General features: G+C 55.6%; 13 protein-coding genes. 8 read left to right on the plus strand and 5 right to left on the minus strand.

The annotated features are described in order from the left end of the window. Positions 1–5 precede the first annotated feature (5 nt). The 3 genes from recO to acpS all read left to right on the plus strand — a co-directional run bounded on the left by recO (position 6) and on the right by acpS (position 1,923). Positions 6–737, plus strand: a complete 732-nt coding sequence (gene recO, locus ACI2J2_RS20065; protein WP_209638452.1) for a DNA repair protein RecO — start codon at positions 6–8, stop codon at positions 735–737. Between the two features lie 74 nt (positions 738–811). Next, a complete protein-coding gene (gene pdxJ / locus ACI2J2_RS20070) occupies positions 812–1,543 on the plus strand; it encodes a pyridoxine 5'-phosphate synthase (protein ID WP_209638450.1) in 732 nt (243 codons plus the stop codon). Continuing rightward, on the plus strand, positions 1,543–1,923 hold the full coding sequence (gene acpS / locus ACI2J2_RS20075; RefSeq protein WP_209638448.1) for a holo-ACP synthase: 381 nt from the start codon (positions 1,543–1,545) through the stop codon (positions 1,921–1,923). The genes pdxJ and acpS overlap by 1 nt, the downstream gene beginning before the upstream one ends. 65 nt (positions 1,924–1,988) lie before the next feature. Here the strand turns inward: acpS and ACI2J2_RS20080 are convergent, their stop codons facing one another. Beyond that, positions 1,989–2,249 (minus strand): YfhL family 4Fe-4S dicluster ferredoxin, encoded by a 261-nt coding sequence (locus tag ACI2J2_RS20080; RefSeq protein WP_037422071.1) that lies wholly within the window; start codon positions 2,247–2,249, stop codon positions 1,989–1,991. 53 nt (positions 2,250–2,302) lie between these two features. Continuing rightward, a complete protein-coding gene (locus tag ACI2J2_RS20085; RefSeq protein ID WP_209638443.1) occupies positions 2,303–3,151 on the minus strand; it encodes a MurR/RpiR family transcriptional regulator in 849 nt (282 codons plus the stop codon). Positions 3,152–3,317: 166 nt separating this feature from the next. Between ACI2J2_RS20085 and murQ the strand changes: the two genes are divergently transcribed. Genes murQ through yfhb form a run of 3 tightly spaced genes read left to right on the plus strand, consistent with a single transcriptional unit; the run spans position 3,318 to position 6,252 of the window. Continuing rightward, the gene (gene murQ, locus ACI2J2_RS20090) at positions 3,318–4,211 is read left to right on the plus strand and encodes an N-acetylmuramic acid 6-phosphate etherase (RefSeq protein ID WP_209638441.1); all 894 of its coding nucleotides are present in this window, start codon (positions 3,318–3,320) and stop codon (positions 4,209–4,211) included. 19 nt (positions 4,212–4,230) lie between these two features. Continuing rightward, positions 4,231–5,592 carry a PTS transporter subunit EIIC gene (locus ACI2J2_RS20095; protein ID WP_404760703.1) on the plus strand — a complete coding sequence of 454 codons (1,362 nt, stop codon included), beginning with the start codon at positions 4,231–4,233 and terminating at the stop codon, positions 5,590–5,592. A gap of 3 nt (positions 5,593–5,595) precedes the next feature. Further along, on the plus strand, positions 5,596–6,252 hold the full coding sequence (gene yfhb, locus ACI2J2_RS20100) for a phosphatidylglycerophosphatase C (RefSeq protein ID WP_209638437.1): 657 nt from the start codon (positions 5,596–5,598) through the stop codon (positions 6,250–6,252). A 42-nt stretch (positions 6,253–6,294) separates the two neighbouring features. Here the strand turns inward: yfhb and yiaY are convergent, their stop codons facing one another. Next, a complete protein-coding gene (gene yiaY, locus ACI2J2_RS20105) occupies positions 6,295–7,446 on the minus strand; it encodes an L-threonine dehydrogenase (protein ID WP_209638435.1) in 1,152 nt (383 codons plus the stop codon). A gap of 198 nt (positions 7,447–7,644) precedes the next feature. Continuing rightward, positions 7,645–8,697: a DUF2157 domain-containing protein gene (locus tag ACI2J2_RS20110; protein ID WP_209638433.1), complete on the minus strand. Its 1,053-nt coding sequence runs from the start codon at positions 8,695–8,697 to the stop codon at positions 7,645–7,647. Between the two features lie 183 nt (positions 8,698–8,880). Here ACI2J2_RS20110 and tadA point away from each other — a divergent pair, with 183 nt between their 5' ends. Continuing rightward, positions 8,881–9,393, plus strand: a complete 513-nt coding sequence (tadA, locus tag ACI2J2_RS20115) for a tRNA adenosine(34) deaminase TadA (RefSeq protein ID WP_404760704.1) — start codon at positions 8,881–8,883, stop codon at positions 9,391–9,393. Here tadA and mltF read toward each other — a convergent pair whose 3' ends face one another. Further along, the gene (mltF, locus tag ACI2J2_RS20120) at positions 9,394–10,854 is read right to left on the minus strand and encodes a membrane-bound lytic murein transglycosylase MltF (RefSeq protein WP_209638430.1); all 1,461 of its coding nucleotides are present in this window, start codon (positions 10,852–10,854) and stop codon (positions 9,394–9,396) included. Positions 10,855–11,130: 276 nt separating this feature from the next. Between mltF and purL the strand changes: the two genes are divergently transcribed. Then, positions 11,131–15,024, plus strand: a complete 3,894-nt coding sequence (gene purL / locus ACI2J2_RS20125) for a phosphoribosylformylglycinamidine synthase (protein WP_404760776.1) — start codon at positions 11,131–11,133, stop codon at positions 15,022–15,024. The last annotated feature ends 54 nt before the right edge of the window (positions 15,025–15,078 follow it).

The raw sequence follows: 15,078 nt of genomic DNA on the forward strand, positions 1-15,078 counted from the left end.
ATCCAATGGACGGCTGGGAGCGCGCTTTCGTCCTGCATGGACGACCGTACAGTGAAACCAGTCTCATGCTGGATATGTTCACAGAAGGTCATGGGCGGGTGCGTTTGCTGGCAAAAGGCGCGCGCAGCCGCCGCTCCAATTTAAAGGGTTGCCTGCAACCCTTTACTCCTCTCTTGGTACGCTGGGGTGGTCGTGGCGAAGTCAAAACGCTGCGCAACGCCGAAGCGGTCTCCCTGGGTTTACCTCTCAGTGGCATGATGCTGTACAGCGGCCTGTACGTGAACGAATTGCTGTCACGGGTGTTAGAACAAGAAGCCAACTACTCGGTATTGTTCTTCGATTACTTACAGTGTTTGCAGGCGCTGGCGGCTGAAGAGGTTTCGCCGGAGCTGGCATTGCGTCAGTTTGAATTAGCGTTGTTGAACCATCTGGGATACGGTCTGGATTTTCTGCATTGCGCCGGCAGCGGGTTGCCGGTGGATGAGGGTATGACCTACCGTTACCGCGAAGAAAAAGGTTTTATCGCCAGTCTGGTGGTAGACCATTACAGCTTTACCGGTCGTGAGCTACGTGCGTTGGCAGAGCGTCAGTTCCCTGATGTGTCGACATTACGTGCGGCCAAGCGTTTCACGCGTATGGCACTCAAGCCCTATCTGGGTGGAAAGCCGTTGAAGAGCCGTGAACTATTTCGTCAGTTCGTCCGTAAACAGCCGGATACCCCGGTCGACGACGCCTGACCTTTTCCCCTTTTGCCGCGCAGCCCCCACGTGTAAACTACGGCCACTGAAAATCAATTCTTTAGAGGGTTGTCATGGCTGATTTGCTGCTGGGCGTCAATATCGATCACATCGCCACGTTACGTAACGCGCGCGGAACCCAATACCCGGATCCGGTTCAGGCCGCATTTATTGCCGAGCAAGCAGGAGCCGATGGGATCACGGTACACCTTCGTGAAGATCGTCGTCATATCACCGATCGCGACGTTCGCATTTTGCGTCAGACCATCCAGACACGCATGAATCTGGAAATGGCCGTGACGGATGAAATGCTGGATATCGCGATTGAGCTGAAGCCGCATTTTTGTTGCCTGGTGCCGGAAAAACGTGAAGAAGTGACCACTGAAGGTGGGCTGGATGTTGCCGGACAACAGGACAAAATGTCCGTTGCAGTTGAGCGACTGGCGCAGGCCGGCATTTTGGTATCGCTGTTTATCGATCCTGACCATCGGCAGATCGATGCCGCGGTGGCGGTAGGAGCCCCTTACATTGAAATCCATACCGGCGCTTATGCGGAAGCCGAAGGCGAGCTGGCGGTGAAAGCCGAGCTGCATCGTATTGCGGTTGCTGCAACTTACGCGGCAGAAAAAGGCCTGAAGGTGAATGCCGGACATGGCCTGACTTACCATAACGTTCAGCCTATCGCGGCACTGCCGGAAATGCATGAGTTGAATATCGGCCACGCGATTATCGGGCAGGCGGTGATGTGTGGTCTACCTGCTGCCGTCGCGGATATGAAACAGCTGATGCGCGAAGCACGTCGCTAATGGCCGTGCTGGGGCTGGGCACCGACATTGTCGAAATGGCGCGTATCGAAGCCGTCGTCGAGCGCAGCGGCGATCGTCTGGCGCGGCGCGTGCTGAGCGATGCCGAGTGGGCGCTGTATCAGCAGCATCAGCAGCCGGTGCGTTTCCTGGCCAAAAGGTTTGCGGTGAAAGAGGCCGTTGCCAAGGCATTTGGTACCGGTATTCGCAATGGCTTGGCGTTTAATCAGTTTGAAGTTTTTAACGACGGTCTCGGCAAGCCAAATATTCGTCTGCACGCGCGTGCTGCCGAATTGGCACAGGAAATGGGGGTGACATCCATCCACGTTTCGCTGGCCGATGAACGGCGTTACGCCTGCGCTACGGTGATTATCGAAGGATAACGGCCTGGCTTTGCCACAAAAAAAGGGCGCCTGTTGGCGCCCTTTTCGATCTGGAACCTGGGCCGTTACAGCTGCTCGGCGTGGTGCAGCACCACAAACTTGTCCCACAGCTGTTCGTTGGTTTCGCGGTGCTGAGGGTTAACGACAATGGTATTGTCGATGGGGCACACCTGCTGGCAGGTGGGCGTATCGTAATGACCGACACATTCGGTGCAGCGATCGGTATCAATCTGGTAGATATCATCACCCATCGAAATCGCCTGATTGGGGCATTCCGGCTCGCACATGTCGCAGTTGATGCATTTGCGCGTAATTAGCAGGGCCATGACTTATCTCTCAACGTTAATAGGGGTATTTTTTGCAGCGCCGATTATACCCTTTAAACCAACTTTTTCACTAACTGTTCGCTGTGTTTGATGCGGTCTCGTGCGTGATCGAGATCGTGCTGAATCAAGGCCATGAACAGCAGATCGGTAAGAGCATATTGAGCGGTGCTGGAAGAAATAGCGGCGCTGCGGGTGTTGGGTTCTTCGGCGATGGTATACAAACAATGGTCGGCGCGTTGCTGCAGGCCATTGGGCGAGAAACTGGTTAGCGCCAACACTTTCGCGCCTGCCATACGGGCTTCTTCGGCCGCCAGATTGATTTCTCTGCGTTCACCGCTAAACGAAATGGCCAGCAGTAAATCCCGTTTATCCAGTGCCTGAACCGCTGCCAATTGGACGTGCATATCCGGTTCGGCAACGGCCATAACGCCAATTTTCAGCAGCTTGTAAGAGAAGTCTTTGGCAACCAGCCCGGAAGCGCCAATCCCCAGCAAGATGACCCTTCGCGCCTGGCGCAGCATTTCCAGCCCCTGATGAAGGCGTTCCTCACTGTTGATATCCAGTGTAGCCCGCAGAGCCGCCTGCTTTTCTACCAGTAACTTTTCACCGACGGTTTTCAATGCATCGCTGCTGAGGATCTGGTTATGCACCGTAACGACGGGTTCTGCTTGTGGGTGAGCCAGCGTTTCGCTCAACGCCAGCTTTAGCGCAGGAAAGCCTTTGTAACCCATTTTCTGCGCAAACTTCACGACGCTCGACTGACTGACCCCAGCCAACTGGGCCAGCTTTTGTGAGCTAAGGTGGCGCGCCTGCTCGGCGTTATGCAGCAGGAAATCCGCCAGCTTGCGGTCATTTTGAGCCAGTGTTGGATACATCTGGCGAATACGAAGAAGAGTACTCATTCATCTTTCTCTGGAGGCCAGCGGCCATTCTGCCACGTGGGCGGCGAAAACGCGCAGTGAAAATTTTTGTGACCGAGTCTTTAAAATAGCAAAAAACGCTCGCTTTGTTGAATAAAATATTCAGATAATAAATTAGTTTGTGAATTAAAAATTCAAAGGTGAAGAAATGAACTTAGGCGCATTGGTATCCGAAACCCGCAACCCAGCCACCATGGGGCTGGATGAAATGTCGACGCTGGAGATGGTGAGTTGTTTTAACCGGGAAGACCGAAAGGTGCCAGAGGCAATTGAGAAGGTGTTGCCTGCTATTGCTCAAGCGGTGGATTTGGCTGCGGCCGCGCTGAAGGCTGGTGGCCGGCTGATTTATCTGGGGGCAGGGACCAGCGGCCGTCTTGGCGTGCTGGATGCGTCTGAATGCCCACCGACATTCGGTGTGCCCCATGGCATGGTGATCGGACTGATTGCCGGTGGCCCAGGGGCGTTGCTCAAAGCGGTAGAAGGCGCGGAGGACGATGCCGCACTGGGTGAGGCCGATCTCTTGGCATTGAATTTGACGGCGACCGACATCGTGGTGGGGTTGGCGGCGTCTGGGCGCACACCCTATGTGATCGGTGCGTTGCGCTACGCAAGGCAACTGGGTTGCCCAACGGTAGCCATCTCCTGCAACCCGGATTCACCGATCGCGCATGAGGCGCAGGTGGCAATTTCGCCCGTCGTGGGGCCGGAAGCCTTGACCGGCTCAACGCGCATGAAATCCGGCACTGCGCAGAAGCTGGTGCTGAATATGTTGTCGACAGGTGCGATGGTCAAGCTCGGTAAGGTGTATGAAAATCTGATGGTGGATGTGAAAGCCACCAACGTAAAACTGGTGGATCGTGCCTGTCGCATCGTGATGGAAGCCACCGGAGCCGAGCGCAGTCAGGCTGAAACTGCACTGAAGCAGACCCGCTTTGAGGTCAAACCGGCAATCCTGATGATTCTGGCTGGCGTTGATGCAGATGAGGCGCAGCAGCGCTTACAGCAACATGACGGCTATTTGCGCGCGGCACTGACGCGCTAAACCATACCTGGGGCGGGCGATGGACAAAACAACGGCACTGGCAACACAGATTCTGGCGGGGATTGGCGGTGAGGGGAATATCCTCCGGCTGGAAAACTGCATGACACGGGTTCGCGTTGAGGTTAACGATGAGCAACGTCTTGATTTAGCGCTGCTCAAGCAGTTACCGGGTATTAAGGGCTACATCAAGCAAGGCGAACAGCATCAATTCATCGTTGGCCCCGGTGCCGCGGCCAAGGTGGTGGACGCCATGCGTACACTGCTCAGCGGTGCCCCTGCGGCCGCTGAGGACAGTATCGCCCGCAACAAGGCGCAGGCTAAGCAAAAGTATTCGGCACCAATGAGCGGAGCGCTGAAAAAACTGGCCGATGTCTTTATTCCCCTGATACCGGCGTTTATCGCTTCCGGTCTGATTACCGGCATTATCAACGTGCTGAAGCGGCCGGATATTGCCGGCGATCTGGCGGTGAATTATCCCAACGTGCTGGGGTTGCTGGCGATTTTCGGCAGCGCGGTGTTCGCCATCATGAATATTTTGGTGGGGGTGAATGCCGCACGGGTGTTTGGCGGTTCCCAGGCCATGGGCGGCGTGATGGCCGGTATTCTCTCTAGCCCGGCGTTGGCGCAGATCACTTTGTTTGGCGAAGCGTTGCAACCCGGGCGCGGTGGGGTAATTGCGGTGCTGTTGGTGGTGGCATTGATGTGCTGGGTGGAAAAACGCCTGCGCAATTGGCTGCCGGAATCCATTGAGTTGATCCTCAATCCGCTGATTACCACGTTGGTGACGGCGTCGTTGGCCATTGTGATCCTGCAGCCGCTGGGGGGTTACATCTCTGATGCCATTGCCCACGGTGCCAATCTGGCGATCGACAAGGGTGGCTTGCTGGTGGGGGCGGTGTTGTCCGGGCTGTTCTTGCCGCTGGTGTTGTCCGGTTTGCATCAAGGGCTGGTGCCGATCCACGTCGAACTGGTGCAGGCCCACGGTTCCAACCCACTGTTGCCGATTTTAGCGATGGCGGGAGTCGGTCAGGTGGGGGCCGCGTTGGCGGTATTAATGAAAACCCGCAATGCGCGCCTAAAAAAGGTGATCAAAGGGGCGTTGCCGGTCGGCATTCTCGGCATTGGCGAACCCTTGATTTTCGGTGTGACGCTGCCGTTGGGTAAACCCTTTATCGCCGCCTGCCTCGGTGGTGCGGTCGGAGGGGCGCTGATCAGCTACTGGAAAGTGGCGACGGTGATCACCTTCGGTATCTCAGGTTTACCTTTGGCGTTAACCATTGTCTCGGGTAAGGTGATGTTGTATCTGGCTGGTCTGGTGATTACCATTGCCGCTGGATTTATTTTCACCTGGATAATGGGATTCAACGATCCTGAGGAGTAGCGTTTGAGCGAGAAGCAAAGCCAACAGGCCGTGGAAGGTCGCCGCGTGGTGTTCTTTGATCTGGACGGGACGCTGCATCAGGAAGATATGTTTGGCAGTTTCTTGCGCTTCTTGTTACGTCATTTGCCGCTCAATCTGTTGCTGGTGGTGCCCTTGCTGCCGGTTATTGGAGTAACGCTGTTGGTGATGGGGCGTGCCGCGCGCTGGCCCATGAGTGTACTGCTGTGGGCGATCACCTTTGGTCGAACGGAGGCCAGCCTAAAGGCGCTGGAGCGGCGTTTCGTCAGTGATTTCCGGCAAAGAGTGACGGCTTTTCCGGTGGTGCAAATGCGCTTGCGGCAATACCTCGATGCCCAGGATGCGCAAGTATGGTTGATCACGGGCTCACCAGAACGGCTTGTGGAACAGGTTTATCAGGATTCCGCTTTCTTGCCGCAGGTGCAATTGGTCGGTAGCCGTATTGTACGGCGTTACGGTGGTTGGGTTCTGACTCTACGCTGTTTAGGTGAACAGAAGGTCACCCAGTTGGAGCAGCGTCTTGGCGCACCGCTCAAGCTCTACAGCGGCTACAGCGACAGCAAGCAGGATAACCCCTTGTTGTATTTCTGCGAGCACCGTTGGCGGGTCAGTAAGCTGGGTGAGCTGCAACAGTTGGAATAACAGTAAAGGGCGGAATCTCCGCCCTTTACTGTTTCTGATGGCTTACATTGCCGCGCGGAAGATGGCGACAATCTGTTTGTGGGTCGCTTGTATCGGGTTGGTGAAGCCGCAAGCGTCATTCAATGCGTTGGTTGCCAGCGTATCAAAGTCCTGTTCCTTCACCTTTAAATCACGCAGCCCAGCCGGGATGCCGACGTCTTGCGCCAGTAAACGGATGGCAGCGATACAGGCGACGGCACCTTGTTGGCTATTGAGGTGCGTCACGTCGAGGCCCATGGCGGCAGCGATGTCTTTTAGCCGTGGTGCACAAACGCTCGCATTGAACTCCTGCACATGCGGCAACAGCACGGCATTACACACCCCGTGTGGCAGGTCGTAGAAACCGCCGAGCTGGTGCGCCATGGCGTGCACATAGCCGAGCGAGGCGTTATTGAAGGCCATCCCAGCCAGGAACTGGGCGTAGGCCATGTTTTCACGCGCCTGCATATTGTTGCCGTCGGCGACTGCGTCACGCAGCGACTCGCTGATCATGGTGACGGCTTTCAGTGCGCAAGCATCGGTAATCGGGTTAGCCGCGCTGGAAACATAGGCCTCTATCGCGTGGGTGAGCGCATCCATCCCGGTCGCGGCGGTTAGCCCTTTTGGCATGCCAGCCATCAGGTGTGGATCGTTGACGGACAGGATTGGGGTAACGTGTTTGTCGACAATCGCCATTTTGATGTGACGCGCTTCATCAGTAATGATGCAAAAACGGGTCATTTCAGAGGCGGTACCTGCGGTGGTGTTAATGGCAATCATCGGTAGCTGCGGTTTGGCAGAACGATCAACACCTTCATAATCCTTGATGTCCCCACCGTTAGTCGCCAGCAGTGCAATACCTTTGGCACAATCGTGCGGTGAGCCCCCACCGAGCGAGACGACACAATCGCACTGGTGTTCTTGCAGCAAGGCCAAGCCTTGTTTCACGTTCAGGGTGGTTGGATTTGGATGCGTGCCGTCATAAACGCAGCTTTCGATGTGCTGTGCGGCGAGTAATTGTTGAACCTGGGCGACCACGCCAATGTTATTCAATACTTTGTCGGTCACGATCAGTGCGTAACCCAGCCCCTGTTGTTTCATGGTGTTCGCTGCTTCTTCCAGACAGCCAGAACCAATCATATTGACGGAGGGGATAAAGAAAGTTGAAGCAGCCATAACTCACTCCTTGATAAACGCTTTATTGCTTGCCTCAAACACTACTATGCTAATTATTCAATTATCATGATCTATCGCAATATCGAGGTGGATAAGTCAGGTGATTGATTTTATTTTAATTTAACCATTTACAAGGTGTGGATTTGGCTCGTTCCGAACCAAATCCAGTAGTAAATTTAACCGTTAAGCTGGTGGGCCTTAATCATCTGTTTGATCATGAGGTTTACGGCCCAGTTGCCATATCTTCTCTGCGTAATGTCCCAATGCCCACAGACTGAGGCCAAGTAGCACAAAGAAAATAGCCTTCGGCATGGCATCCCAGAAAAACTCGAAAAAACGCGTGTAGAGGTTAATACCAAGAAAGGTCAGGCCGAACCCGCGCAACATGGCGTCGTCACGTTTGAGTCCCAACCCAATACACCCCACCGCGGCGATACCAAACAACAGACTCCAGTGGAACAGTTCGATCTGGCGTGCGCTGTACCAACTGTCAAGATCGCCATAGTTGCCAAAGATCGACAGTAACCAGAGGGCAATAAATAGGTATAACAACCCCATCGCCAGTGAAACCCGCTCCAGACCACGGCGAGCGAGCTGCGGTTGCAGCAGCAATGCGGCAGCGATCAGTACGGCACCGAAGGCGATAAAGCGAATAGGGAAACTCATGCCCAGCCAGTAGGCACCCCAGCCCGACAGATATCCGGTTTCCGCGCCGAAGGCGTTACCGAGCGACAGCAGAGCAAACCACCACACCAGTCCCGAGCGGCTGAACCAGCCAATCACGCCATACAGCAGGGCGGCAAACATCAGCAGGAGTGAAATTCGGCCGCTGCCATTATCCAGCCAAACGCCCATCTGCCACAGGGCGCAGGCGGTCAGCAATACGGCAACAAATAACGCAGCTTCATTGCCGTAACGTTTTTCCGGATACCTTTGACGTCGGCGCAATGCCCAGGCATAGCCAAGGGCAGCGAGTATGGCGGCAATCGTCATACGCACGGGGGCATCAAAGCGGAACAGCTCACTGAGCCGATAAAGCAGCGCGCTGTCGGCGAACAGGCTACTGACGGCGATAACCAGTGAAGCCAGTGCGGCAAGAAACGCATAGCGTGCCAGCCGCCGCCAGTCGAAGGGCTGTACTTCGACATGCTGGAGCAGTTGTTGCTGTTGCTGTGTCGTCAGTGCGCCTTCACTCACCCAGCCGTCCAGTGCTTTACGCACTACGGCGGCATTTTTTTTATTGAATTTCATGTTTCCTGTCCCTGAAAAACACCGTTATTGACTCAGTATATACCCGCTGCAATGCAAGCTGCAGACTTCACCTTGGCACCTGCTTACCGGTGGCGAATATCTTCGTTCCGGTTAACGCGGGCGCAGCATGCAGCGCCCCTAGTGTGTATAATGCCCGCCGCAAAGTGCACGAGGAATGATGCAATGACTGAATATAACGATGAATACTGGATGCGTCAGGCATTGCAGCTGGCCTTGCGTGCGCAAGAAGAAGGTGAAGTCCCCGTGGGAGCATTGCTGGTGCTGGATAACCAGGTCATTGGCGAAGGCTGGAATCGGCCGATTGGTCGCCACGATCCCACGGCGCATGCAGAGATCATGGCTCTGAGGCAGGGGGGCTCGGTATTGCAGAACTACCGTCTGCTGAACGCCACGCTGTATGTGACACTGGAGCCTTGTGTGATGTGTGCCGGGGCAATGGTGCATAGCCGCATTCGCCGGTTGGTATACGGCGCACCCGATGTAAAAACCGGTGCGGCAGGATCCCTGGTGGATATTTTGCGTCACCCTGGCATGAATCATCAGGTGGAAATTCTGTCCGGCGTGTTGGCCGAGGAGTGCGCTGCCACGTTGAGCAACTTTTTCCGCATGCGCCGTGAGCAGCAAAAAGCATTGAAACTGGCACAGCGCACAGGTCTGGATAAGATCCCAGATTAATCAGAAGTTAAGTGCCAGTTCCGGTGTGACGGCCGGATAGCCTTTCCCCAGTTCAGCCTGTTCGGCTGCTTCCTGTGCCGCCTTTCTCTCTTTTTCCAGTAGATAACCCACCAAACTGACCTGATAGCGCCGGATGTTCTCTACGTAGTTATAGGCTTCACGCCCGCGTGCATAACCGTAGGTCAACTGCGGGTAGTAGCGTTTTTGGCTGAGCATCGGCAGCCGTTGTTTAACGTCCACCCAGCTATCCGGGTTGCCTTTTTGCATCTTGGTCAGCTTACGGGCATCAAGCATATGGCCCCAGCCCATGTTGTAGGCCGCCAGTGAGAACCAGATGCGTTCATCTTCCGGCACGCTGTCAGGGACCTTGGCCATCAACCTTTGCAGATAGAGTGCGCCACCCTGGATGCTTTCCTCGGGATCGAGACGATCATTAACCCCCAGACCGTCGGCAGTGGCCCGCGTGAGCATCATGAGGCCGCGTACACCCGTCGGTGAGGTTGCCTGGGGATTCCAGTGCGATTCCTGATAGGCAATGGCAGCCAGCAGTTTCCAGTCGATCTCGTTGGCATATTTTTCAAACAGCGAGCGGAATGTCGGCAGGACTGAGTCGATAGCTGACAGGAAGGTTTTGGTATCAACGTAATCGAAGCTGCCGACGTGGCCGAGATATTTCTCTTCCAGCCGTGCCAACGTCCCGTCGTCAACCATCTGGCTGTAGAAGTCCAACATGGCTGCATACAGGCTGTCGTCAGTGCCGCGTTTCAAATACCAGGTGACAGGTTCTTCGTCAGTAACATCGAAGGCGACCGCCAGCTGCGGGTGGATACGTTGCAGCAGGGCAATGGTCACTGAATCCCCGAGGGTATAGTCCAGCTTGCCGTCAGCGACCTGCTCCAACAGCTCCTTTGAGGTGAGGTCGCTGGAGGATTCCCAACTGAGGTTCGGGAACTTACTTTGCTTAAGCTGCTTCAGCGTGCTGACGTGCGCGGAGCCAGAGGCAACGGCCAGCTTGCCTTTAATATCGGCAAAGGTTTTTGGCCGCGCTGTTCCCAAGCGGTAGACCAACTGTTGGGAGACGGAATAATACGCCGGACCGGTGCGCGCACGGCTCAGGCGATCCTGATTGTAGATCAGGCCCGCAGCCAGCAGGTCTGCATCGTCGTCGTCTAAATCGTCAAAAAGGTCATTGATATTCTTATGTGGGATCACCACCAGTTTCACACCCAGATAGTTGGCGAAGCGTTTTGCCAACTCATAGTCGAGACCACTCGGCCCCTGTTTGGTCGTGAAATAGGTTAACGGCGAGTTTAGCGTACTGATACGCAACTCTCCGCGGGATTTAATCTCTTCGAGTTGCCCACCCTGACCGCCGCGCCAGGTAATATTGGGCCACAGGGCGAGCGCCAGAAGCAAGGTAACAACACCGATTAGAATGTAGTTTATTTTAAGGCGTTTCAAATAGTTATCCAGTGGTGGCACACGTACACTGCCGACAGCAAACCAGTATTTTCTTATGGTTAAATCACCAGTGCGGGGGCATTTTGCGCAACAAAACGCCAGCGTGCAACTTTATTGACACGTTATGACAATTCGATGGCGCAAACAGCTTTTATCAATAATAGCTACGCAAACGGTTTCGTCTGCGGCGTAGATTCTCTATAATGGCGCGCGTTTTCCCCCTGTTGCGCCCAATGAAGTGCTGAAGTCAGTTGCTTCGAAGACGAGAGAACTTTGATTATGGAAATACTGCGTGGTTCGCCCGCTTTGTCGGCTTTTCGTGTTACCAAACTGCTGTCCCGCTGTCAGGACGCTCAACTTCCTGTTAGTGATATCTACGCCGAGTACGTCCACTTTGCTGATGTTAGCGCGCCGCTAAACGCCGAAGAGCATGCCAAGCTCCAGCGTCTACTCAAGTACGGCCCCTCTCTCGCCGAACATGCCCCTGAAGGCCGCTTGCTGCTGGTGACGCCGCGTCCGGGCACTATTTCTCCATGGTCTTCCAAAGCCAGCGACATCGCCCATAACTGCGGTTTGACGCAGGTATTGCGGTTGGAGCGTGGCCTGGCGTTCTACGTCAAAGCGCCGACCTTGACCGAAGCGCAATGGCAGCAGCTTGCTGTACTGTTGCACGATCGCATGATGGAAACCGTCTTCAGCAGTTTGCAACAGGCGGAACAACTGTTCGCTCAGCATCAGCCTGCGCCTTACCAGGCAATCGATATGCTGGGTGAAGGGCGCAGCGCGCTGGAACAGGCCAACATCAAGTTGGGTCTGGCGCTGGCCGAGGATGAAATTGACTATCTTCTGAATGCCTTTACCGGTCTGGGGCGCAACCCGACGGATATCGAACTCTATATGTTTGCGCAGGCCAACTCTGAGCACTGCCGCCATAAAATTTTCAACGCCGATTGGATCATCGACGGTGTGCAACAGCCGAAGTCGCTGTTCAAAATGATCAAAAACACGTTTGAGCAGACGCCGGATTATGTGCTGTCGGCTTATAAAGATAACGCCGCAGTGATGGAGGGATCGCAGGTCGGGCGCTTCTTCGCTGAGTCGGCAAGCGGTCAATATGATTATCATCAGGAAGAAGCACATATTCTGATGAAGGTAGAAACCCATAACCACCCGACAGCAATCTCCCCATGGCCTGGCGCAGCTACCGGCTCCGGCGGTGAGATCCGTGACGAGGGGGCTACCGGTCGCGGTGCAAAACCCAAGGCGGGTCTGGTCGGTTTCTCGGTCTCCAACCTGCGTATTCCTGGCTTTGAACAGCCGTGGGAGCAGGATTTCGGTAAACCTGATCGCATCGTTACCGCACTGGACATCATGACCGAAGGCCCATTAGGCGGCGCGGCATTCAACAACGAATTTGGCCGCCCGGCGCTGGTGGGTTACTTCCGTACCTATGAAGAGCAGGTCAACAGCCATAACGGCGTGGAACTGCGTGGCTACCACAAGCCGATCATGCTGGCGGGCGGTATCGGCAACATTCGCGCCGATCACGTGCAAAAAGGGGAAATCACCGTAGGCGCCAAACTGGTGGTGCTGGGTGGCCCGGCAATGAACATCGGTTTGGGCGGTGGTGCTGCTTCTTCGATGGCGTCCGGCCAGTCCGACGCCGATCTGGATTTCGCCTCAGTACAGCGCGACAACCCGGAAATGGAGCGTCGTTGCCAGGAAGTGATCGACCGCTGCTGGCAGCTGGGCGCACAAAACCCCATTCTGTTTATTCACGATGTAGGTGCTGGTGGCTTGTCCAACGCCATGCCTGAGCTGGTCAGTGACGGTGGCCGCGGTGGCCGTTTCGAACTGCGCGATATTCTGAACGACGAACCGGGCATGAGCCCGCTGGAAGTCTGGTGTAACGAATCTCAAGAACGTTATGTCATGGCGATTGCGCCAGCACAGATGGCGCAGTTTGATGAGATTTGCCGCCGTGAACGCGCCCCTTATGCCGTGATTGGTGAAGCGACCGAAGAACAGCATTTGACGCTGAACGACAGTCATTTCGACAATCAACCGATCGATATGCCTTTGGACGTGCTGCTGGGCAAAACGCCGAAGATGACCCGCGACGTAACGCGTCTGCAGGCCAAAGGCCAGCCGGTACAGCGCGACAACATCACGGTGGCTGATGCGGTCAAACGCGTTCTGCACCTGCCGGCCGTCGCCGAGAAAACTTTCCTGATCACCATTGGCGACCGTACCGTGACCGGTATGGTAGCGCGTGATCAGATGGTAGGTCCGTGGCAGATCCCGGTAGCGGACTGTGCGGTTACGACCGCCAGCCTGGACAGTTACTACGGTGAAGCGATGTCGATCGGCGAGCGTGCACCGGTTGCTCTGCTGGACTTCGCCGCCTCCGGCCGTCTGGCGGTAGGGGAAGCCCTGACCAACCTGGCAGCAACTGAGATTGGTTCGCTCAAACGTGTGAAGCTTTCCGCAAACTGGATGGCAGCGGCAGGTCACCCGGGTGAAGATGCCGGTCTGTATGAAGCCGTGAAAGCCGTCGGCGAAGAGCTTTGCCCAGCGCTGGGTATCACGATTCCCGTGGGCAAAGACTCAATGTCGATGAAAACTCGCTGGCAGGAAGGTAACGAACAGCGCGAAATGACCTCGCCGTTGTCGTTGGTCATCACTGGTTTTGCCCGCGTGGAAGACGTGCGTCACACCGTGACGCCGCAGTTGCGTACCGATAAAGGCGACAGCGCGCTGTTGTTGATCGACTTGGGTAACGGGCATAACGCGCTGGGCGCCACCGCATTGGCACAGGTTTACCGTCAGTTAGGCGATAAACCGGCCGACGTGCGTAACGTCGAGCAATTGGCGGGCTTCTTTAACGCCATGCAAAAACTGGTGGCCGATCGCGCACTGTTGGCCTATCACGACCGCTCTGACGGTGGCCTTCTGGTCACGTTGGCAGAAATGGCGTTTGCCGGCCATTGCGGTGTGCAGGCGGATATTAAAGCGCTGGGCGATGATGCACTGGCTGCGTTGTTCAACGAAGAGTTGGGCGCGGTGATCCAGGTCACGGCTGACCAGCTTGACGCGGTGCAACAGGTGTTTGCCCAACATGGTTTGACGGACAATGTGCACCACATCGGCAGCGTACAGGCTGGCGACCGCTTTGTGATCACTCAGGGCGATAAAACGGTGTACAGCGAAAGCCGCGCGACGTTGCGTACCTGGTGGGCGGAAACGACCTGGCAGATGCAGCGCCTGCGTGATAACCCTGAGTGTGCCGATCAGGAGCACAAGGCCAAGCAGGATGAACGCGATCCTGGCCTGAACGTCAAACTGAGCTTCGCGCCAGAAGAAGACATTGCAGCGCCGTACATTGCCAAGGGCGCACGTCCTAAAGTGGCGGTGCTGCGTGAGCAGGGGGTTAACTCCCATGTTGAAATGGCAGCAGCATTCCATCGCGCCGGTTTTGATGCGGTAGATGTGCATATGAGCGATTTGCTCGAAGGGCGCCGCGATCTACAGGACTTCCATACCCTGGTCGCCTGTGGTGGCTTCTCGTACGGCGACGTATTGGGTGCCGGTGAAGGTTGGGCGAAGTCGATTCTGTTCAACGATCGCGTTCGCGACGAGTTTGAATCTTTCTTCCACCGTCCGCAAACCCTGGCATTGGGTGTGTGTAACGGCTGCCAGATGATGTCTAACCTGCGTGATCTGATCCCAGGGGCAGAACATTGGCCTCGCTTTGTACGCAACCTGTCTGACCGCTTCGAAGCGCGTTTTAGCCTGGTGGAAGTGGCGGCCAGCCCGTCACTGTTCATGCAAGGTATGGCGGGTTCACGCATGCCGATCGCCGTGTCTCACGGTGAAGGGCATGTCGAGGTGCGCGATGCTGCACACCTGGCGGCGTTGGAGCACCATGGTCTGGTAGCCTTGCGATTTGTTGATAATATGGGCCACGTGACGGAAACCTACCCTGCTAACCCGAACGGTTCGCCGAACGGTATCACCGCGGTAACCAGCACTAATGGCCGTGCGACGGTGATGATGCCGCATCCAGAGCGTGTATTCCGCACCGTCAGTAACTCATGGCATCCAGAAGAGTGGGGCGAAGACAGCCCGTGGATGCGCATGTTCCGTAATGCCCGTAAACAGCTGGGCTAAGCGATAACGCTGTAGTGCCAAAGGGGGAGCAAGAGATTGCTCCCCCTTTCTCTA

Origin of the sequence: Serratia sp. NPDC087055 (assembly GCF_044900985.1) — a bacterium.
Classification (GTDB): domain Bacteria; phylum Pseudomonadota; class Gammaproteobacteria; order Enterobacterales; family Enterobacteriaceae; genus Serratia.